Source organism: Mesorhizobium sp. M1A.F.Ca.ET.072.01.1.1 (assembly GCF_004023325.1).
Taxonomy (GTDB): domain Bacteria; phylum Pseudomonadota; class Alphaproteobacteria; order Rhizobiales; family Rhizobiaceae; genus Mesorhizobium.
On record NZ_RZSF01000100.1, the window covers coordinates 1 to 19,703 of the forward strand.

Annotated in this window: 18 protein-coding genes and 1 pseudogene; 13 read left to right on the forward strand and 6 right to left on the reverse strand. The window is 63.5% G+C overall.

Annotation, left to right across the window (positions count from 1 at the left end):
* A partial coding sequence (locus EOA32_RS15900) for a GNAT family N-acetyltransferase (protein WP_145971303.1) occupies positions 1 to 409 on the forward strand: 409 nt, incomplete at its 5' end.
* 101 nt (positions 410 to 510) lie between these two features.
* On the opposite strand, the gene EOA32_RS15905 is transcribed toward EOA32_RS15900, so the two are convergent.
* Positions 511 to 726 (reverse strand): hypothetical protein, encoded by a 216-nt coding sequence (locus EOA32_RS15905; protein WP_128372261.1) that lies wholly within the window; start codon positions 724 to 726, stop codon positions 511 to 513.
* Positions 727 to 958: 232 nt separating this feature from the next.
* Between EOA32_RS15905 and rimP the strand changes: the two genes are divergently transcribed.
* The 10 genes from rimP to EOA32_RS15955 all read left to right on the forward strand — a co-directional run bounded on the left by rimP (position 959) and on the right by EOA32_RS15955 (position 13,337).
* Entirely contained in the window at positions 959 to 1,594 is a 636-nt protein-coding gene (gene rimP, locus EOA32_RS15910) for a ribosome maturation factor RimP (RefSeq protein ID WP_095777503.1), read from the forward strand.
* Between the two features lie 45 nt (positions 1,595 to 1,639).
* Entirely contained in the window at positions 1,640 to 3,232 is a 1,593-nt protein-coding gene (gene nusA, locus EOA32_RS15915) for a transcription termination factor NusA (RefSeq protein WP_128372262.1), read from the forward strand.
* A gap of 32 nt (positions 3,233 to 3,264) precedes the next feature.
* The gene (locus EOA32_RS15920) at positions 3,265 to 3,915 is read left to right on the forward strand and encodes an RNA-binding protein (protein ID WP_128372267.1); all 651 of its coding nucleotides are present in this window, start codon (positions 3,265 to 3,267) and stop codon (positions 3,913 to 3,915) included.
* Positions 3,912 to 6,479: a translation initiation factor IF-2 gene (infB, locus tag EOA32_RS15925; protein WP_128372263.1), complete on the forward strand. Its 2,568-nt coding sequence runs from the start codon at positions 3,912 to 3,914 to the stop codon at positions 6,477 to 6,479. Before EOA32_RS15920 ends, infB begins: the two co-directional genes overlap by 4 nt.
* A gap of 127 nt (positions 6,480 to 6,606) precedes the next feature.
* Positions 6,607 to 7,026: a 30S ribosome-binding factor RbfA gene (gene rbfA, locus EOA32_RS15930; RefSeq protein WP_066996355.1), complete on the forward strand. Its 420-nt coding sequence runs from the start codon at positions 6,607 to 6,609 to the stop codon at positions 7,024 to 7,026.
* Positions 7,027 to 7,989, forward strand: coding sequence for a tRNA pseudouridine(55) synthase TruB (gene truB / locus EOA32_RS15935; RefSeq protein ID WP_095777499.1), 963 nt, complete (start codon positions 7,027 to 7,029; stop codon positions 7,987 to 7,989). It abuts the gene before it with no gap.
* 167 nt (positions 7,990 to 8,156) lie between these two features.
* Entirely contained in the window at positions 8,157 to 9,251 is a 1,095-nt protein-coding gene (gene corA / locus EOA32_RS15940) for a magnesium/cobalt transporter CorA (protein WP_128372268.1), read from the forward strand.
* A 147-nt stretch (positions 9,252 to 9,398) separates the two neighbouring features.
* The gene (rpsO, locus tag EOA32_RS15945) at positions 9,399 to 9,710 is read left to right on the forward strand and encodes a 30S ribosomal protein S15 (RefSeq protein WP_275955123.1); all 312 of its coding nucleotides are present in this window, start codon (positions 9,399 to 9,401) and stop codon (positions 9,708 to 9,710) included.
* 384 nt (positions 9,711 to 10,094) lie between these two features.
* Complete coding sequence (gene pnp, locus EOA32_RS15950) at positions 10,095 to 12,245, forward strand: polyribonucleotide nucleotidyltransferase (RefSeq protein ID WP_128372264.1); 2,151 nt, start codon at positions 10,095 to 10,097, stop codon at positions 12,243 to 12,245.
* A gap of 81 nt (positions 12,246 to 12,326) precedes the next feature.
* Positions 12,327 to 13,337 (forward strand): class I SAM-dependent methyltransferase, encoded by a 1,011-nt coding sequence (locus EOA32_RS15955; protein WP_066996365.1) that lies wholly within the window; start codon positions 12,327 to 12,329, stop codon positions 13,335 to 13,337.
* A gap of 70 nt (positions 13,338 to 13,407) precedes the next feature.
* Here the strand turns inward: EOA32_RS15955 and EOA32_RS15960 are convergent, their stop codons facing one another.
* From EOA32_RS15960 to fabA, 4 genes are all read right to left on the reverse strand, one after another.
* Positions 13,408 to 14,961 (reverse strand): bifunctional diguanylate cyclase/phosphodiesterase, encoded by a 1,554-nt coding sequence (locus EOA32_RS15960; protein WP_066996368.1) that lies wholly within the window; start codon positions 14,959 to 14,961, stop codon positions 13,408 to 13,410.
* A gap of 102 nt (positions 14,962 to 15,063) precedes the next feature.
* Entirely contained in the window at positions 15,064 to 15,876 is an 813-nt protein-coding gene (gene fabI, locus EOA32_RS15965; RefSeq protein ID WP_066996371.1) for an enoyl-ACP reductase FabI, read from the reverse strand.
* Positions 15,877 to 15,888: 12 nt separating this feature from the next.
* Positions 15,889 to 17,109, reverse strand: a complete 1,221-nt coding sequence (fabB, locus tag EOA32_RS15970) for a beta-ketoacyl-ACP synthase I (RefSeq protein ID WP_066996374.1) — start codon at positions 17,107 to 17,109, stop codon at positions 15,889 to 15,891.
* A gap of 126 nt (positions 17,110 to 17,235) precedes the next feature.
* Entirely contained in the window at positions 17,236 to 17,751 is a 516-nt protein-coding gene (fabA, locus tag EOA32_RS15975; RefSeq protein WP_128372265.1) for a 3-hydroxyacyl-[acyl-carrier-protein] dehydratase FabA, read from the reverse strand.
* Positions 17,752 to 17,992: 241 nt separating this feature from the next.
* On the opposite strand from fabA, the gene irrA reads away from it, so the two are divergent.
* A complete protein-coding gene (gene irrA, locus EOA32_RS15980) occupies positions 17,993 to 18,424 on the forward strand; it encodes an iron response transcriptional regulator IrrA (protein ID WP_066996377.1) in 432 nt (143 codons plus the stop codon).
* A gap of 124 nt (positions 18,425 to 18,548) precedes the next feature.
* Here irrA and EOA32_RS15985 read toward each other — a convergent pair whose 3' ends face one another.
* The gene (locus EOA32_RS15985) at positions 18,549 to 19,106 is read right to left on the reverse strand and encodes an SH3 domain-containing protein (protein WP_128372266.1); all 558 of its coding nucleotides are present in this window, start codon (positions 19,104 to 19,106) and stop codon (positions 18,549 to 18,551) included.
* Positions 19,107 to 19,274: 168 nt separating this feature from the next.
* On the opposite strand from EOA32_RS15985, the pseudogene EOA32_RS15990 reads away from it, so the two are divergent.
* Positions 19,275 to 19,703, forward strand: a pseudogene (locus EOA32_RS15990) (D-glycerate dehydrogenase); the annotation flags it as partial.

Below are 19,703 nucleotides of genomic sequence, written 5' to 3' on the forward strand. Positions count from 1 at the left end.
CTCCAATCAGGAGAAAGGCTTCACGGCCGTTCTCGTTGTCCACGAGGTCGGCCGAGTGGTCGGATATTATGGCTTGGCGCCGACGGCTGTGGTGCCGTCGATCTTGCCCCGGTCGATTCGCACAGGGCAACCGCCCGATCCGGTGCCCTGTCTTCTCCTTGGCCAGCTTGCGACCGATACAGAATGGGCTGGGCGCGGTGTCGGCACTGGCTTGCTGAAGCACGCGCTTCAGCGCTGCGTTCAGGCTGCAGATCTGATTGGAGGACGTGCGCTCATGGTCAATGCAATCGACGGGGAGGCGGCGCAATTCTGGCAAAGACGGGGATTTCTGCCGACTAAGGACGATCCGCTTGTCTTGTTCCGTTCGATTGCTGCAATCGCTGCGTCGCTCGTAGAAGCTCAGAAGTAGGGGCGAGGGCTGCCTCTCGAAGAAGCCGCGACCGCCAACGAATTCTGCGCCTCGAGGCTTAAGCTCGTACTCAGTTATTGTCCGTTTCTTCCGTGGGCGGCCTAAAAGCGGCCGAGCTTGTCGAAAGCGGCCGGGTCGATGCCGAGTTTCTTCAGGTCGCTGCGGCGCGGCTTGCGGTTCGCCTCGACGGCCCGCGATGCGGCAGCCGCGCTGCCGAACGTGCCAAGAAAATCGCCAATCACAAAAAACAATCCACGGTCCATGACAAATACCCTCGCGCGCCAGTGCGCGCGACCTTTCTTTCTGCACTGCAACATAGATGGGTGCCGGCAGGCGAAGATTACAGAGGCGCCGGCGCATAGCCGCCATGCTCGGCACGCAACGCTGCTACCCCCCGGGGCTTGTCCGATGCATCGTCAGGCTTGAAACGCCGGGCGGGATCGTTTATATCAGCCTCAAATTCTTGGTCGGTATGACGAAGAGTGGGTCCACCCGGTCCCGCTCTTTTTTGTTACCTGCCGGCCGGAGCGACAAGGCGACAGGAAACTTATGACCGCAGCGGCAAGCGAGGCCGACGACCGTATCATCCGCGAAAGCGGTATCGATGCACGCATTGCGCTGATCATACAGCCGGTGCTGAAGGCCATCGGCTTCCGCCTCGTGCGGGTGCAACTGACCGGCCAGAACGGGCTGACGCTGCAAATCATGGCCGAGCGCGACGACGGCACCATGACCGTCGAGGATTGCGAAGAGGTCAGCCGCGCGGTTTCGCCCGCGCTCGATGTCGAAGATCCGATCGAAAAGGCGTATCATCTCGAAGTCTCGTCGCCGGGCATCGACCGGCCGCTGGTGCGCAAATCGGATTTCACCACCTGGACCGGCCATCTGGTCAAGATGGAGACGTCGGTCCTCATCGGCGACCGCAAGCGCTTCAAAGGCAAGATCGCCGAGGCGGACTCCGACGGCATTTTGCTGGAGCGCGACAAGGCGGCCTATGGCGAAGAGCCGACGGTACGCGTGCCCTATGACGCGATTGCCGAGGCGCGCCTGGTGCTGACCGACGATCTTATCCGCGAGGCCCTGTCGAAGGACAACAGGGCCCGCAAGGAAGCAAAAAAACGCCGGGGCGAAGCGGAAGAAGATGCAATCGCCGGCGAAGAAAACGAAACCGAACAGGAAAGTTGATCGAGCTTCAGGGCCGATGCCCGGAGCGAAGTCGGGAGAAAGACAATGGTTGTAAGCGCCAACAGGCTCGAACTGCTGCAGATCGCCGATGCGGTCGCGCGTGAAAAGTCGATCGATAAGCAGATCGTCATCGCCGCGATGGCCGATGCGATCCAGAAGGCGGCGCGTTCGCGTTATGGGCAGGAAACCAATATCCGTGCCGACATCAATCCCAATACGGGCGAGATGAAGCTGCAGCGGCTGATGGAAGTGGTCGAGAAGGTCGAGGATTACGCGACGCAGATCGCCCTTTCCACGGCGCGCGAGCGCAATCCCGACGCCCAGCTCGGCGACTTCATCGCCGAACAGCTGCCGCCGATGGATTTCGGCCGCATCGCCGCGCAGTCGGCCAAGCAGGTCATCGTCCAGAAGGTGCGCGAGGCCGAGCGCGATCGTCAGTATGACGAGTACAAGGACCGCATCGGCGAGATCGTCAACGGCACCGTCAAACGCGTCGAATATGGCAATGTCATCGTCGACCTCGGCCGCGGCGAGGCGATCATCCGCCGCGACGAGCTGATCCCGCGTGAGAACTACAAATATGGCGACCGCGTCCGCGCCTATGTCTACGACGTGCGCCGCGAGCAGCGCGGCCCGCAGATCTTTCTGTCGCGCACGCATCCGCAGTTCATGGCCAAGCTCTTCACCATGGAAGTACCGGAAATCTACGACGGCATCATCGAGATCAAGTCGGTCGCCCGCGATCCGGGCTCGCGCGCCAAGATCGCCGTCATCTCGCGGGATTCCTCCATCGATCCGGTCGGCGCCTGCGTCGGCATGCGCGGCAGCCGCGTCCAGGCGGTGGTCGGCGAATTGCAGGGCGAGAAGATCGACATCATTCCGTGGTCGCCTTCGGCCGCTTCCTTCATCGTCAACGCGCTGCAGCCGGCGGAAGTCGCCAAGGTAGTGCTCGACGAGGATGCCGAGCGCATCGAGGTGGTCGTGCCGGACGACCAGCTGTCGCTGGCCATCGGCCGCCGCGGCCAGAATGTTCGTCTTGCCTCGCAGCTCACCGGCTGGGACATCGATATCCTGACCGAGCAGGAAGAGAGCGAGCGCCGCCAGAAGGAATTCGTCGAGCGTTCGGCCCTCTTCATGGAAGCCCTCGATGTCGACGAGATGGTCGGCCAGGTGCTTGCCTCGGAAGGCTTCACCAGCGTCGAGGAAGTCGCCTATGTCGATTCTGGCGAAATCTCCTCGATCGACGGCTTCGACGAGGACACCGCTTCGGAAATCCAGTCGCGCGCCCGCGAATATCTGGAGAAGATCGAGGCCGAGCACGACGAGAAGCGCAAGGCGCTCGGCGTCGAGGACGAGCTGCGCGAGATCCCCGGCATCACCACGGCCATGATGGTGACCCTCGGCGAGGACGGCGTGAAGACGATCGAGGACTTCGCCGGCTATGCCGCCGACGACCTGGTCGGCTGGAAGGAACGCAAGGACGGCGAGACCAAGGTCTATCCCGGTGTGTTCGCCGATCACGGCGTCTCGCGCGCCGATGCCGAGCAGATGGTGCTGACCGCTCGCAAGAAGGCCGGCTGGATTTCCGAGGAAGAACTGGCCGCTGAGGAAGCGGCCGGTGAAACCGTCGGTGCGTGAGGTGACCACCAATCGCAAAACCCGTGGACGACATGAACGATCGCACTTGCATCGTCACGCGCAGGCAGGCCGAAGCGGATGAACTGATCCGCTTCGTCGTCGGCCCGGATTCGGCCGTCGTTCCGGACATCAAGCGAAATCTGCCCGGCCGCGGTTGCTGGGTCACCGCCGATCGCCTACATATCGACAAGGCAGCGGCGAAGAACCTGTTTGCCCGCGCCTTCAAGGCGCAGGTCACCGTTCCAGCCGAACTCGGCGACATGGTCGACGGGCTGCTTTCCAGATCCGCCCTGGGCATGTTGGGTCTTGCTCGCAAGGCCGGAGCGGTCGTACTGGGCGCCGCCAAGGTAGAGGCTGCCGTGCGCGACGGGCATGCGCTCTTCGTGCTGCACGCGAAGGAAGCCTCGGACGACGGCGTGCGCAAGATCAGTCAGGCGCGGCGGGCAACCGTTCATCTTGGCGGCCCCGCTACACCGGCCTACAAACTTTTCCCCGAAGCCGAGTTGAGCTTGGCATTGGGGGGTACAAATGTGATACATGCTGCCGTCCTCGCGCAGGATGCGGGTAAGGCGGTTGAGAAGCGCATGGTTGCGCTCGACCGTTATCGGGGCGGAACCCCGGACGATTTGGCAATGCTTGCGGCCGTTGCTGACGATGATGATGCCGCAGAGGATATGGAATGAGCGATACGAAATCGGGCGACGACAAGACGTTGAGCGTTACGCCGAAGAAGACCTTGACGCTGAAGCGCCCTGGCCTCGAGCAGGGCACCGTGCGCCAGAATTTCTCGCACGGACGCACCAAGTCGGTCGTGGTCGAGACCAAAAAGCGCAAGTTCTCGCTGCCCGGCGACAAGCCGGAGCCGGTGGCGCCGTCCGTCTTCACCCCGAAGCCCGCAGCCGTGGCACCCGCGCCTGCCGTGCCGGAAGCGCCGAAGGCGCCGCCGCAGCCGGAACGCTCCGGAATGGTGCTGAACGAGTTGTCGCGCGGCGAGATGGAAGCGCGCCGCAGGGCGCTCGAAGGCTCCAAGGCGCGTGAGATCGAGGATCGTCAGCGCGCCCAGGAAGAGGCCAAGCGCCGCGCCGAGGAGGAAGAGCGCCGCAAGCGCGAGCGTGAGGAGTCCGCCCGCCGTCAGGCCGAGGAAGAGGCGCGTCTGCAAACCGAGGCCGAGTCCCGCCGCCGCGCCGAGGAAGAAGCGCGCCGCCGCGCCCCCCAAGCCGCCGAACTGGCCACGGCCGACGAGGAAGAGGAGGTCAAGCCGCGGCGCCCTGGTGGTGCCGGCGCCGGAGCGCCTGTGCGCCGTCTGGCCACGCCGGAAGTCGCGCGGCCGGCCAAGCCGACCAAGGGCGAGGAAGACCGTCGCCGCGGCAAGCTGACGCTGAACACCGCGCTGTCGGATGAAGATGCGCGCGGACGCTCGCTGTCGTCGATGCGCCGCCGCCAGGAAAAATTCAAGCGCGCGATGCACAACGAGCCGCGCGAGAAAGTCATGCGCGAAGTGATCCTGCCCGAAACCATCACCATCCAGGAACTGGCGCAGCGCATGTCCGAGCGCGCCGTGGACGTGGTCAAGTTCTTCATGAAGCAGGGCCAGATCTTGAAGCCGGGCGACGTCATCGACGCCGATACGGCCGAGCTGGTCGCTTCCGAATTCGGCCATACGGTCCGCCGCGTCGCCGAGTCCGACATCGAGGAAGGCCTGTTCAACATCGCCGACCGCCCGGAAGACCTGGTGTCGCGTCCGCCCGTGGTGACCATCATGGGCCATGTCGACCACGGCAAGACCTCGCTGCTCGACGCCATCCGCAACGCCAATGTCGTCTCAGGCGAGGCCGGCGGCATCACCCAGCATATCGGCGCCTACCAGATCGAGAAGAACGGTCAGAAGATCACCTTCATCGACACGCCCGGCCACGCCGCCTTCACGGCGATGCGCGCTCGCGGCGCCCAGGTGACCGACATCGCCGTGCTGGTGGTGGCGGCCGACGACAGCGTCATGCCGCAGACGATCGAATCGATCAATCACGCCAAGGCGGCCGGCGTGCCGATCATCGTGGCGATCAACAAGATCGATAAGCGTGACGCCGACCCGCAGAAGGTGCGCACTGAACTGCTGCGCCACGAAGTGTTCGTGGAATCGATGGGCGGTGAGGTGCTGGACGTCGAGGTTTCGGCGACCAAGGGCACCAATCTCGACAAGCTGCTGGAAGCGATTCTGCTGCAAGCCGAAGTCCTCGACCTCAAGGCCAATCCCGACCGCACCGCCGAAGGCGCGGTCATCGAGGCGCAGCTGGACAAGGGCCGCGGTCCGGTCGCCACCGTGCTGGTGCAGACCGGCACGCTGATGCCCGGCGACATCATCGTCGCCGGCAACGAATGGGGCCGTGTCCGCGCGCTGGTCAACGATCGCGGCGAGCATGTGCCGGAAGCGCCGCCGGCAATGCCGGTCGAGGTGCTCGGCCTCCAGGGCACGCCGCAGGCAGGCGACCGCTTCGCGGTCGTCAACAACGAGGCGCGTGCGCGTGAGATCACCGAGTATCGCCAGCGCCTGGCGCGCGAGAAGGCGGTGGCCAAGCATGCCGGCCAGCGCGGCTCGCTCGAGCAGATGATGTCGCAGTTGCAAGCGAGCGGGCTGAAGGAGTTTCCGCTGGTCATCAAGGGCGACGTGCAGGGCTCGATCGAAGCGATCAACGCTGCGCTCGAAAAGCTCGGCAACGACGAGGTCAGGGTACGGATCGTCCATTCGGGTGCCGGCGGCATCACAGAAACCGACGTCTCGCTTGCCGAGACCTCGGGCGCTGCGATCATCGGCTTCAACGTCCGCGCCAATGCGCAGGCGCGCACGGCTGCTGCCGCTGCCGGCATCGAGATCCGCTACTATTCGATCATCTACAACCTCGTCGATGACGTGAAGGCAGCTCTTTCCGGCATGCTCTCGCCCGAGCGGCGCGAGACCTTCATCGGCAATGCCGAGATCCTCGAGATCTTCGACATCTCGAAGGTCGGCAAGATCGCCGGCTGCCGCGTCACCGAAGGCAAGGTCGAGCGTGGCGCGGGCGTGCGCCTGATCCGCGACAACGTCGTCGTCCACGAAGGCACGCTGAAAACGCTGAAGCGCTTCAAGGACGAGGTTTCGGAAGTGCCGGGCGGTCAGGAATGCGGCATGGCCTTCCAGAACTACGAGGACATGCGCGTCGGCGATGTCATCGAGTGCTTCCGCGTCGAGATGGTGAGCCGGACGCTCTAATTTCGGATATACTTGCCGGAGTTCACCGGGCGGCGGCCGCAAGGCTGCCGCCCGAGATCCTTGTTTCGTAGTTGAGACATGTGGCGCGGTCCCATCCCGCGCTTCACGATTTCAGGACTGAAGAAAAATGTCCCGTTCGACAACATCAGGCCCCTCCCAGCGCATGCTGCGCGTCGGCGAGCAGGTGCGTCACGCCCTATCCGAGACCCTGCAGCGCGGCGAAATCATCGACCCGTTGATCGAGAACAGCGTCGTCTCGGTCTCGGAAGTACGCATGTCGCCCGACCTCAAGATCGCCACCGCCTTCGTTTCACCGCTTGGTGTCGGCGACACCGATGCCGTGGTCGGGGCGCTCAACAGGCATGCGAAATTCATTCGCGGCCGCGTCTCGGGCGCGCTCAGGCAGATGAAGTACATGCCCGAGTTTCGCTTCCGGCTCGATACGTCTTTCGACAATTTCGCCAGGATCAACGAATTGCTGAAATCGCCCGAGGTCGCGCGCGATCTCGACCACCAGAATAAAAACAACGACAAGGACGAGGAATAGGTGGCGCGCCGCGGCAAGAAAAAGGGCCGGCCGGTCTCCGGCTGGGTGGTGCTGGACAAGCCGGTCGGCATGGGCTCGACCGAAGCCGTCTCCAAGATCAAATGGCTGTTCCAAGCGGAGAAGGCCGGCCATGCCGGCACGCTCGACCCGTTGGCTTCCGGCATGCTGCCGATCGCGCTCGGCGAGGCGACCAAGACCGTGCCTTACGTGCAGGATGGCGCCAAGGTCTACCGCTTCACCGTCGCCTGGGGCGAGGAGCGGTCGACCGACGACCTCGAAGGGCCGGTGACGAACAGCTCGGACCGCCGCCCGGCCGAGGCCGAGGTGCGGGCGCTGCTGCCGAAATACACCGGCGTCATCATGCAGACGCCGCCGCAATTCTCTGCCGTCAAGATTGCCGGCGAGCGCGCCTACGATCTTGCCCGCGACGGCGAGACGGTCGACATTCCCGCCCGCGAGATCGAAATCGGCCGTTTGGACATCGTCGAGCATGGTGTCGATAGAACCGTCTTCGAGGTCGAGTGCGGCAAGGGCACCTATGTGCGCTCGCTGGCGCGCGACATGGGTCGCGATCTGGGCTGCTTCGGCCACATCTCCGAGTTGCGCCGCGTCGAGGTCGAGCCGTTCACGGCGGACGATTTCGTCACCGTCGCCGAGCTCGAAGCGGCGCGCTTCGGCGGCAAGACGGATGAGAATTCGGACGAAGAAGCCGAGGTGTCGGTCGATTTCGGCGCCATCGATGCGCTGCTGGTCGAGACCGCCGCAGCACTTGACTGCTTGCCGCAGGTCGCCGTCAGCGACGACGCCGCGACCAAGATCCGCCTCGGCAATCCCGTCATCATTCGAGGGCGCGACGCGCCGGTCGAGGCCGAGGAGGCCTGTGCCACGGCGCGCGGCAAGCTCGTCGCCATCGGCGCCATCGAACAGGGCATGTTCAAGCCCAAGCGGGTCTTTGCCGGTTGACGGCACTCGGCTAGTTTCGGCTCGCAGTTCCAGGAAAACGTGTAACGGTTCTCGTCGGAATTGCATGAAAACCGACGGTTAGAGCAGCGATCTGCTATGACGTCGCGCCCCAGGGGAGCTCATGGCCCAGAGGAATCATGGCCCAGAGGATTATGGCCCAGAGGATTGTGGCAATGGCTGAGACCGTCGGAAAGCGGGCGCCGCTGAAAATCCGCCGGCCGCCGGTCGGCGCTTCGCCCGGCACCTTGATCGCCGATCCGGCGGCGCGGCGCAGCGAGCTTCGGCTGACGTTGATCTCGCCGGAGAAATACAAAACCATCGACAATGCCAGCATCGACGAGCTCAACACCCATTGCGACCGCTGGCCGGTCGTCTGGCTTGATTGCACGGGGCTCGCGAACATCCCGCTGATCGAAGAGATCGGCCGGATTTTCGACCTTCATCCGCTGGCGCTCGAGGATGTCGTCAACACCGGCCAGCGGCCGAAGGTGGATTTCTTCGAGGACCACGCCTTCGTCGTCATGCGCATGATCGACGATGTCGCCGCGCATCGCTACGAGCAGATCGCGGTGTTCTTCGGCGAGAATTTCGTCGTCACCTTTCAGGAGCGCGAGGGCGACCCGTTCGATCCAGTGCGCAAGCGCATCGCGGCTCCCATGCCCAACCGGCTGCGCTCGCGCGGCGCCGACTATCTCGCCTATGCGCTGATCGACGCCATCGTCGACAGCTATTTCCCGCCGATCGAGACGGTGAGCGATTTGGTCGACGGCATCGAAGACCAGATGCTCAGCACGCCCCACAAGCACCAGATGCGGCAGTTGCACGAATTGCGGCGCGACGCCAATGTGCTGAAGGGCGTGCTGTGGCCGATGCGCGACGCGCTGGCGACGCTGATCCGCAACGACGTGCTCTTCGTGAAGGCCGAGACCAAGATATTCTTCAACGACACGCTCGACCATGCGCTGCGGCTGATCGAGCTGGTCGAGACCCAGCGCGACATGCTGACCGGCTTGATCGAAATGCATCTGTCGCTGACCCAGGCACGCACCAACGACGTCATCTCCTATCTGACCATCGTCTCGGTGATCTTCATGCCGCTCACCTTCCTCGTCGGTGTCTGGGGCATGAACTTCGACCCGGATAGCTCGCCCTGGAACATGCCGGAGCTGAAGGCCTACTACGGCTACCCGGCGGCACTTTTGTTCATGCTGGTCGTTGCTGTCGGGCTCGTCGCCTTCTTCAAATGGAAGAAGTGGCTGTAGCAGCAGAACCCTCTGTTTTTGCGGCAGGACATGCGACAAGCCGGCTTGACAATTAGGCTGGTGTTTTGCGGGAAATTGCACTATATGCGCGGCAGCTTCGCGCCCTGACGCGTTGCTTGCACCGGCCCCTGCTGGACGACATCCCGGCTGAGGGCGTCCCGTTTCCTCGAACAGATAAGGAAAAACACGATGTCGATTACTGCCGATCGCAAAAAAGAACTGATGGCCGAATTCGCGACCGCGAAGGGCGATACCGGGTCCCCGGAAGTCCAGGTTGCCATCCTTTCCGAGCGCATCAAGAACCTGACGGAGCACTTCAAGGACCACAAGAAGGATAACCATTCCCGCCGTGGTTTGCTTGCTCTCGTTTCCCAGCGCCGCAGCCTGCTTGATTACCTCAAGCGCAAGGATGACACGCGCTATCAGACGCTGATCGACAAGCTCGGTCTCCGTCGCTGACGAATTGACCGGCGGGCTCTCTGCGGAGAGCCCGCCGGTCGCGCATTGGCGGACCGGTCGCTCCGGTGCCCGATGGTGGAGTGGAGCGCGCCGCGCGCTCTCGAAATTCGCATTCGCGCATGGCGCGTCTCGGAAACAGGGGTTTCCGGCGTCGTGCGCAAAAGGCCGGCCGACCGGTCGGCCAGACCCGGTTCCGGAAGCGCAAAGGGCCGTTCGGAACCGCCCATGGACGGTCATGGGGCAGGATTGCAGGATGCTCGCTCGGCAATCGCCACCTGTCGAGCTTCCCGTTGTCTTGCCCGTGGCTGCCCGAAGGAAGCCAGGGAAGGGATGCTCCGCGACCGTTGAGACGGCGCGGCCCTTTCCGCACATGAAGGACAAGATATGTTCAATCAACACAAAGTGGAAATCGAATGGGGCGGCCGTCCGCTCATCCTGGAAACCGGCAAGATCGCTCGCCAGGCTGACGGCGCGGTGCTCGCCACCTACGGCGAGACCGTGGTTCTCGCCACCGTCGTTTCGATGAAGGAGCCGAAGCCCGGCCTCGATTTCTTCCCGCTCACCGTCAACTACCAGGAAAAGACCTATGCCGCCGGCAAGATTCCCGGCGGCTACTTCAAGCGCGAGGGCCGTCCGAGCGAGAAGGAAACGCTGGTTTCCCGCCTGATCGACCGCCCGATCCGTCCGCTGTTTGCTGACGGCTACAAGAACGACACCCAGATCGTCGTCACCGTCGTCCAGCACGATCTCGAGAACGATCCGGACATCCTGTCGATCGTCGCTACCTCGGCCGCGCTCACGCTGTCCGGCGTGCCCTTCATGGGCCCGATCGGCGGCGCCCGCGTCGGCTACATCAACGGCGAGTATGTGCTCAATCCGCATATCGACGAGATGGAGGAATCGAGGCTCGACCTCGTCGTCGCCGGCACCGCCGACGCCGTGCTGATGGTCGAATCCGAGGCCAAGGAGCTCAGCGAGGAGCTCATGCTCGGCGCCGTCGTGTTCGGTCACAAGAGCTTCCAGCCGGTGATCGACGCCATCATCAAGCTGGCCGAGGTCGCCGCCAAGGATCCGCGCGACTTCACCGCGCCGGACCATTCGCAGCTCGAAGGCGAGATGCTGAAGGTTGTCGGCGACGAACTTCGCGACGCCTACAAGATCATCGAGAAGCAGTCCCGCTACGCGGCCGTCGACGCCGTCAAGGCGAAGGTCAAGGCCGCGTTCACGCCGGCCGAAGGCGAGGATCCGAAATACTCCTCGGAGCAGATCGCAAGCGTCTTCAAGGAGCTCCAGGCCAAGGTCGTACGCTGGAACATCCTGGACACCGGCTCGCGCATCGACGGCCGCGACCTGAAGACCGTGCGCAAGATCGTCGCCGAAGTCGGCGTCCTGCCGCGTACCCATGGTTCGGCGCTGTTCACCCGCGGCGAGACTCAGGCGCTGGTCGTCGCCACGCTCGGCACCGGCGAGGATGAGCAGTTCGTCGATTCGCTGACCGGCATGTACAAGGAGAAGTTCCTCCTCCACTACAACTTCCCGCCCTATTCGGTTGGCGAAACCGGCCGCATGGGCTCGCCGGGCCGGCGCGAGATCGGCCACGGCAAGCTTGCCTGGCGCGCGATCCACCCGATGCTGCCTTCGGCGGACCAGTTCCCCTACACGCTGCGCGTCGTCTCGGAGATCACCGAGTCGAACGGCTCGTCCTCGATGGCGACCGTCTGCGGCACCTCGCTGGCGCTGATGGATACCGGCGTTCCGATCGCCAAACCCGTGGCCGGCATCGCCATGGGCCTGATCAAGGAAGGCGAGCGCTTCGCGGTGCTCTCCGACATCCTTGGCGACGAGGACCATCTCGGCGACATGGACTTCAAGGTCGCCGGCACCGCCAACGGCGTTACCTCGCTGCAGATGGACATCAAGATCGATGGCATCACCGAGGAGATCATGGGCATCGCGCTCGGCCAGGCCAAGGAAGGCCGGCTGCACATCCTGGGCGAGATGGCGCATGCCATCTCTTCCTCGCGCGCCGAGCTCGGCGAATTCGCGCCGCGCATCGAGGTCATGCACATCCCGACCGACAAGATCCGCGACGTCATCGGCTCCGGCGGCAAGGTGATCCGCGAGATCGTCGAGAAGACCGGCGCCAAGATCAACATCGAGGATGACGGCACGGTCAAGATCGCGTCGGCCAACGCCAAGGAGATCGAGGCGGCGAAGAAGTGGATCCACACCATCGTGGCCGAGCCGGAAGTCGGCGAGATCTATGAAGGTACCGTCGTCAAGACGGCCGACTTCGGCGCCTTCGTCAACTTCTTCGGCCCGCGCGACGGCCTCGTCCACATCTCGCAGCTCGCCAATGAGCGCGTCGCCAAGACCTCCGACGTCGTCAAGGAAGGCGACAAGGTTTGGGTCAAGCTGATGGGCTTCGACGAGCGCGGCAAGGTGCGCCTGTCGATGAAGGTCGTCGACCAGGCGACCGGCAAGGAAATCGTTCAGGAAAAGAAGAAGCCGGAAGGCGAGGAAGACGCCGCCTGATCGGCCTGACCGCATGATTGAGACGGGCGCGCTGCAAGGTCGCGCCCGTTTCTATTTCAAGCGCCCTTCAAGGGTAGGTGAATGGCCGCTGAGCCGCTGAAGACGCTGTTCTATCCATTTGAGGCCGAAGCGCTGCCTTGGCCGCGAAGCGATGCCCGCATCCTGTTTCTTGGCGCTGAGCCTGGTTTCCGTTTGCCCGGCGGCGTCGCTGCGGCGCTGCATCTCGTGCAAGGCTTTCGGCCGCATTTTCGTGCTCTGCAGGCAGCCGGCTATTCGGTCACGCCGAGGGCGGAAGGCTCGGCCTTCGATGCTGCCCTTGTGCTGGCCGGCCGGCATCGCGGCCAGAACGAGCTGCGCATCGCCGAAGCCATCGAGCGCGTCGCGCCCGGCGGATTGATCGTCGTCGCCGGCGGCAAGGAAGACGGCATCGATAGCCTGCGCAAGCGCGTGGGCGCGCTGGCGCCGCTCGAAGCCCACCTGCCGAAGCATCACGGCGTCGCCTTCTGGTTCCGCCAGGCCGGCATGGATGCGGCCCGGGCGCTTCGCGCCGCCAACCCTAATCTGATCGTCGAAGGCCGCTTCCGCACCGCGCCCGGCATGTTCTCCTTCGATCGGGTCGACGCAGGATCGAAGCTTCTGCTGGACAGCCTGCCGCAGGGGCTTGCGGGCAATGTCGCCGATTTCTGTGCCGGCTGGGGCTATCTGGCGGCCGAAGTGATGGAACGCTCGACAGGGCTGTCCGGTCTCGACCTCTACGAAGCGGATTTCGAGGCCCTGCAGGCGGCAAAGGCCAATATCCGCGCAACCGCAGTCGAGCCGCGCTTCTTCTGGACCGATCTGCTGACCGAAACGGTCGAGCGAGGTTACGACGCGATCGTCATGAACCCGCCCTTCCACAGCGGCAGGGCTGCCGACCCGGGCATCGGCGCTGGCATGATCCGCGCGGCGTCGAAGGCGCTGAAACCAGGCGGACGCCTGTTCATGGTGGCGAACCGGCAGTTGCCCTACGAACAGGTGCTGGCGGGAGCCTTCTCCAGTCACGCCGAGGTCGCGCGCGATGGCATGTTCAAGGTGTTTTCGGCGCGGCGTTAAAAGCAATTCCAGGTAAAGCGTGAGACGGTTTTCCGTCCCCGTGATTGCTCCAGGAAAAGAACGCAGCGCCCTACTGCAGGCTGACGAGGCGTGCCGGCTCGCGCCTGGCATGAACAGGGCGCAACGCGCCGAGCTCGATCTCGAGCGGCGCGGGGCGGCCGAACAGATAACCCTGCACGACCTCGCAACCGGCGGCTCTCAGCAGCGTCGCCTGGTTCTCGGTCTCGACGCCTTCGGCGATGATGCCGACGCCGAGCGCCCGCGATAGCCCGACGATGGTCGAGACGACAGCGCCCGAGCTGGAATCGGTATCGATGCGGCTAACGAAGGAGCGGTCGATCTTCAGCTTGCCGAACGAGAAGTCGATCAGATAGCTCAGGTTGGAATAGCCGGTGCCGAAATCGTCGACGGCGACCGAGATGCCCATCTCGGCGAGTTGCCGCAGGATGACGGCCGCGCGGTCGCGGTCCTGCATCATCGCCGTTTCGGTGACTTCGAGTTCCAGCCGCGACGGCTTGATGCCGGTCGATGCCATGGTCTGGCGCACGATGCCGACGAAGTCCCTGGTCATGAACTGGACCGGCGAGATGTTGACGGCGACGAAGCAATCCTCCGGCAGGTACTGGGCGTCGCTGCAAGCCTTGCGCAGCACCCATTCGCCGATCGGGTTGATCATGCCGGTTTCCTCGGCGATCGGAATGAATTCCATCGGCGGAATCATGCCGCGTTCCGGATGCTTCCACCGGATCAGCGCTTCATAGCCGACGACGCGGCCGCCCTGGAGGTCGAATTGCGGCTGGTAGTGGAGGCTGAAGTCGCCGCGGTCGAAGGCGGCTTTCAGCTCCGATTCAATCCATTGCCGGTGGTCCGCAACGCGGCCCATGTCGGCGTGGAAGACTGACCAGTTGCCGATGCCGCTTGCGCGCGCATTCTGCAGCGCCAGGTTTGAGCGGCGAAGGATGAGCACCGGATCGACGCCGTCCTTCGGCATCGCCACGATGCCGACGGACATGCTGACCGACTGCAGATGCGTCTGGAGCTGGTAGGGCTCCATCATGCGGTTGATGAATGTTTCGAGGAACCGTTCGAGATATCCCCGGATCTCACGGTCCGGCAAGAGCACGGCGAATTCGCCGGCGCCGAGCCGCCCGATCACGGCATCCTCCGGCATGCTCTCCTTCAGCCTTTTGGTGAAGGCGCGGATCAGCTCGTCGCCATGACTGTAGCCGATGGCGTCGTTGATCTGCTTGAAGCGGTCGATGTCGATATCGATCAGATAGACCGGTTCGCCGGTCTCCAGCGTTTCCGCTGCCGCCGCCGCGACCTTTCCAACGATCGCCTGGCGCGTCAGCAGGCCGGTCATCTTGTCGAAATGGGTTTCCTTGAAGACGTATTCGGCCGATTCATCGATTCCTGCGAAGAAGGACATCGCGGCGCCGCCGGCGGAAAGGGCACAGAGCGCGGCGATGATACTCGCCATCGTTCCGGCAGACATGCCGGCCAGGCCGTCGCCGAAGCCGAAGCGCAACCCCCAGAGTCCGAGGATAAAACTGCCCATGGCCGAGCTGGCGATGGTGATCAGCCGGAACAGCGGTGTTCGCTTCGGGTTGCTGACTGCAGACATGCAAGGTCCCTGAACTACAGGGCCGTTTAGCGGATACCTCCTTAAGATGGGTTTCCGCCAATGCCTCCAATTTTACTGGAAGGTGCTTTTTTCGTTAGCGAATTATTCGCGGGGGCCGTCGTTCTGCTTCAGTTCCTCTAGCGTCGGCATGGAGACGATGTGATAGCCGGAATCGACATAGTGGATCTCGCCTGTGACCCCCGAAGACAGATCGGACAGCAGATAGAGCGCCGAGCCGCCGACCTCGTCGATGGTGACGGTGCGCCGCAGCGGCGAGTTGCGCTGCTGATAGGAGAACATGTGGCGTGCGTCGGATACGCCGGAGCCGGCGAGCGTCCGCACCGGTCCTGCCGAGATGCCGTTCACCCGAATGCCGCGCGGGCCGTAATCATTGGCGAGATAGCGCACGCTTGCCTCCAGTCCGGCCTTGGCGACGCCCATGACATTGTAGTTCGGCATGACCCGCACCGACCCGGCATAGGTCAGCGTGATCATCGAGCCGCCATTCGTCATCAGCGCGGCGGCATTGCGGGCGATCTCTGTAAAGGAATAGCAGGAGATCACCATGGTGCGGACGAAGTTGTCGCGGCTGGTGTCGGCGTAGAGGCCCTTGAGCTCGTTCTTGTCGGAGAAGCCGATGGCGTGAACGACGAAATCCAGGCCGCCCCAAACTTCGCGAAGCGTCTGGAAGGTTGCGGTGACCGAGGCGCTGTCCTCGACGTCGCAAGGCACGACCAGCGAGGCACCGAGCTTCTCTGCCAGCGGCTTGACCCGCCGCCCGAAGGCGTCACCCTGATAGGTGAAGGCAAGCTCCGCCCCGTGCTCGGACAGTTTCTTGGCGATGCCCCAGGCGATCGAATGATCGTTGGCGACCCCCATGACAAGCCCGCGCTTGCCCTTCATCAACCCTTCCATAAAAGGCAATCCTTATGCGGAATAGCGCTGGAAAATCAGCGTTGCGTTGGTGCCACCGAAACCGAAGGAATTGGACAGGACGGTGTCGATCTTGGCGTTGTCGATGCGCTTGCGCACGATCGGCATGCCCTCGAATTCGGGGTCGAGCTCCTCGATATGGGCGCTCTCGCCGATGAAGCCGCCCTGCATCATCAGGATGGAGTAGATCGATTCCTGGACGCCGGCGGCGCCGAGCGAATGGCCGGTCAGCGACTTGGTCGAGGTGATATACGGCATCTGGTCGCCGAACACCTCGCGGATGGCGCCCATTTCCTTGGAATCGCCGACCGGCGTCGATGTGCCGTGCGTGTTGATGTAGTCGACCGGCGTCGAGACGGTTGCAAGGGCTTGCCGCATGCAGCGCACGGCGCCTTCGCCGGACGGCGCCACCATGTCGTAGCCGTCGGAGGTCGCGCCGTAGCCGACGATCTCGGCGTAGATCTTGGCGCCGCGTGCCTTGGCGTGCTCCAGCTCTTCCAGCACCAGAACGCCCGCGCCGCCGGCGATGACGAAGCCGTCGCGGTTGACATCATAGGCGCGCGAAGCGGCCGATGCCTTGTCGTTGAATTTCGACGACATGGCGCCCATGGCGTCGAACAGGTCCGACATCGTCCAGTCGAGATCCTCGTGGCCGCCGGCGAACATCATATCCTGCTTGCCCCACTGGATCAGCTCACAGGCATTGCCGATGCAGTGCGCGGAGGTCGAGCAGGCGGACGAGATCGAGTAATTCACGCCGTGGATCTTGAACCAGGTCGCCAAGGTGGCCGAAGCGGTCGACGACATCGCCTTCGGCACCGCGAACGGACCGATACGCTTCGGGCTGCTGTTCTTGAGCGTCGTTTCAGCGGCTTCCACGATGGTCCTGGTCGACGGTCCGCCGGAGCCCATGACGATGCCGGTCCTCTCATTGGTGATGTCGCTCTCGCCGAGCCCGGCGTCCGCGATCGCCTGATCCATGGCGACATGGTTCCAGGCCGCGCCTTGGCTCAGGAAACGCATTGCGCGGCGGTCGATCATCGCCGACGGATCGAGCGTCGGCGCGCCCCACACCTGGCAGCGAAAACCGTGCTCAGCGAAGGAATTGGAAAAGCTGATGCCGGACTTGGCATCGTAAAGTGAGGCCTGCACCTCATTGGCGTTGTTGCCGATCGACGACACAATGCCGAGGCCTGTCACTACGACGCGTCTCATTCGCAACTCCTTCCGGCGTAGTTTGGCGAAAACCTAATTGGTTTCCGCCTTCGATCATACGCAAAATAAACTGCCGCGGCGTCCTTGCGCATCGGTCGGACACGCCAGGCCCCGTGGCGATGGCGATCAGGCGGCGGACTGCTTGGACAGGCCCACCTTCAGATCCGTTGCCGCGTATATGGGTTCGCCATCCGCCTTGAGCCAGCCATCGGCGATGCCGAGCACGAGGCGGCCGCGCATCACGCGCTTGAAGTCGACGCCATATTCGACCTTCTTGACCGATGGCGTCACCATGCCCTTGAACTTCACCTCGCCGGTCGACAGCGCCATGCCCTTGCCGGGTTCACCGAGCCAGCCGAGATAGAAGCCGGTCAATTGCCACATGGCGTCGAGGCCGAGGCAACCCGGCATGATCGGATTGCCGATGAAATGGCAGGCGAAGAACCAAAGATCCGGCTTGATGTCGAACTCGGCACGGATGAAGCCCTTGTCGAAGGCGCCGCCGGTCTCGCTGATCTCGGTGATGCGGTCGAACATCAGCATCGGCGGGTAGGGCAGCTGGGGGTTTCCCGGTCCGAACAGCTCGCCGCGGGCGCAGGCAAGCAGTTCCTCGTAGTCGTAGCTGGACTTTTGACCCGCCATTAATTCCGTCCCCGTTCTCGTTCCGGGCGGCAGGGCGCCCATGTCGTTGGTTTCCTAACACACTCTGTTTGTGGCCGGAAACCGGCGTTTGCGCTTAACCCGTGCGCCTGCCTGGGTCAATGCGCGCTATTGATCGCATTTGGGCGACAGAATATATGTCGGGTGGTGTCCAGTTTTTGGCATTGACCTCTTTTTGCCATTCTGGACCGGTCTATGGGGCTTGCAAGCTTAAACGGGATAGATGGATTCGGGCTGCCGGAAGGAAAATGTCGCTGTGGACAAGCGGGTTCGCGAAGCCGGCCTGAGGCCGACGCGCCAGCGCATTGCGCTGGCCGACCTGCTTTTCGCCAAGGGCGACCGTCACCTTTCGGCCGAAGAATTGCATGAAGAGGCGATCGCCGCCGGTGTGCCGGTTTCGCTGGCCACCGTCTACAATGCCCTTCATCAATTCACCCAGGCCGGCATGCTGCGCATCCTCGCCGTCGAAGGGTCGAAGACCTATTTCGACACCAACACTTCCGATCACCACCACTTCTATGTCGAGGGCGAGAACCGGATCTTCGATATCGCCAGCGGCCCGGTGAGCGTCTCCAACCTGCCGGAGCCTCCGGAAGGCATGGAGATCGCCAACGTCGATATCGTGGTGAGGCTGCGCCCCAAGCGCCGCGACTGATCTGCCCGCGATGAGGCCCGTCGACCTGGCGATACGGCTCGAAGACCATGATCGCGAAAAGTCGGAACCGGTTTTGCTACGCTGACCTACGGTTTGGATCAGATCATGGTCCAGACAAAATAGATCAGTTCTTGACCTTTTCGCCCGGGTAGGCGCCCCAGACCTGCGACTGGGCGACCCAGCCGGTATGACCGTCGAAGGTCATCTCGCACCACTGACCGTCGCACTTCTTGATCGAGCCCATCACGCCTGGCTCGAGGATGGCGACAACGGCGGCGTCCTTGTCGGGATCGTCGAGCAGATTGATTCGGCCGCCCTTGCCGCGCTGCCAGGGGGCGACGATCGCGGTGCGGCGGCCCGAAAGCAGCGACTGGTTGATCCAGCCTTCGGAGCCGTCGGCGTCGCGCACGCGGCGCCAGGTGTCGAATTCCTGGATGATTTCCATCGGCAGTCCGGCCTTCATGTACATCCAGTCGACGGAATAGTTGGCGCCCGGACCGACGCGCGAATTGACGCGTCCGGATTTCAGGCTGACGAAGCGCGGCAGCGGCAGGCCGCTCGGCCCCAGCGTCACGGTCTGCGCCGACGTGGCCGCGCCTTGCGCGGATGTCTGCGGCACCCAAAGCAGAGTGCCGAGAACGGCTGCGCTGAAAGCCAGGCGGAGCGAGGCGAAACCAGACACGTTCATTCCTTTCGGCGCCGGTCCGTGGGAGGAGCGCCCCTTTTTCTTTGTCTTCGGCGGCACCGCTTGTTACAGGAGTGGGCTGATACCGCGACTGGCTTCAAGTTTCGCTTGTCTTGGTTAAAGAGGTCTCAACGAGATCGGTTTCGAGGAAGCTTCGGGGAAACAATGGCAGGCAAAAAACGGCCCCTCGTCGTCATCACGCGCAAGCTGCCCGATCCGGTGGAGACCCGCATGCGCGAACTGTTCGATGCGCGCCTCAACGTCGAGGACCGGCCGATGACCCAGCCTGAGCTGGTTGCGGCGGTCAAGGAAGCCGACGTGCTGGTCCCGACCATCACCGACCACATCGATGCCGCGCTGATCGCCCAGGCCGGCGAGAACCTCAAGCTGATTGCCAATTTCGGCAACGGCGTCGACAAGATTGACGTCTCGGCGGCGGCCAAGAAGGGCATCACCGTCACCAACACGCCGAACGTGCTCACCGAAGACACCGCCGACATGACCATGGCGCTGATGCTCGCCGTGCCGCGCAGGCTGGCCGAAGGCGCCAACGTGCTCACCGGCGAGAAGAAATGGGCCGGCTGGTCCCCGACC

What these genes read in the sequence shown, in the direction of transcription:
- EOA32_RS15960 (WP_066996368.1), bottom strand. Translation starts at nt 14,961, where the DNA reads ATGTCTGCAGTCAGCAACCCGAAGCGAACACCGCTGTTCCGGCTGATC.
- rbfA (WP_066996355.1), top strand. Translation starts at nt 6,607, where the DNA reads ATGTCCCGTTCGACAACATCAGGCCCCTCCCAGCGCATGCTGCGCGTC.
- rimP (WP_095777503.1), top strand. Translation starts at nt 959, where the DNA reads ATGACCGCAGCGGCAAGCGAGGCCGACGACCGTATCATCCGCGAAAGC.
- fabI (WP_066996371.1), bottom strand. Translation starts at nt 15,876, where the DNA reads ATGGAAGGGTTGATGAAGGGCAAGCGCGGGCTTGTCATGGGGGTCGCC.
- EOA32_RS15905 (WP_128372261.1), bottom strand. Translation starts at nt 726, where the DNA reads ATGTTGCAGTGCAGAAAGAAAGGTCGCGCGCACTGGCGCGCGAGGGTA.
- EOA32_RS15920 (WP_128372267.1), top strand. Translation starts at nt 3,265, where the DNA reads ATGAACGATCGCACTTGCATCGTCACGCGCAGGCAGGCCGAAGCGGAT.
- infB (WP_128372263.1), top strand. Translation starts at nt 3,912, where the DNA reads ATGAGCGATACGAAATCGGGCGACGACAAGACGTTGAGCGTTACGCCG.
- irrA (WP_066996377.1), top strand. Translation starts at nt 17,993, where the DNA reads ATGGATTCGGGCTGCCGGAAGGAAAATGTCGCTGTGGACAAGCGGGTT.
- fabB (WP_066996374.1), bottom strand. Translation starts at nt 17,109, where the DNA reads ATGAGACGCGTCGTAGTGACAGGCCTCGGCATTGTGTCGTCGATCGGC.
- fabA (WP_128372265.1), bottom strand. Translation starts at nt 17,751, where the DNA reads ATGGCGGGTCAAAAGTCCAGCTACGACTACGAGGAACTGCTTGCCTGC.
- nusA (WP_128372262.1), top strand. Translation starts at nt 1,640, where the DNA reads ATGGTTGTAAGCGCCAACAGGCTCGAACTGCTGCAGATCGCCGATGCG.
- EOA32_RS15955 (WP_066996365.1), top strand. Translation starts at nt 12,327, where the DNA reads ATGGCCGCTGAGCCGCTGAAGACGCTGTTCTATCCATTTGAGGCCGAA.
- pnp (WP_128372264.1), top strand. Translation starts at nt 10,095, where the DNA reads ATGTTCAATCAACACAAAGTGGAAATCGAATGGGGCGGCCGTCCGCTC.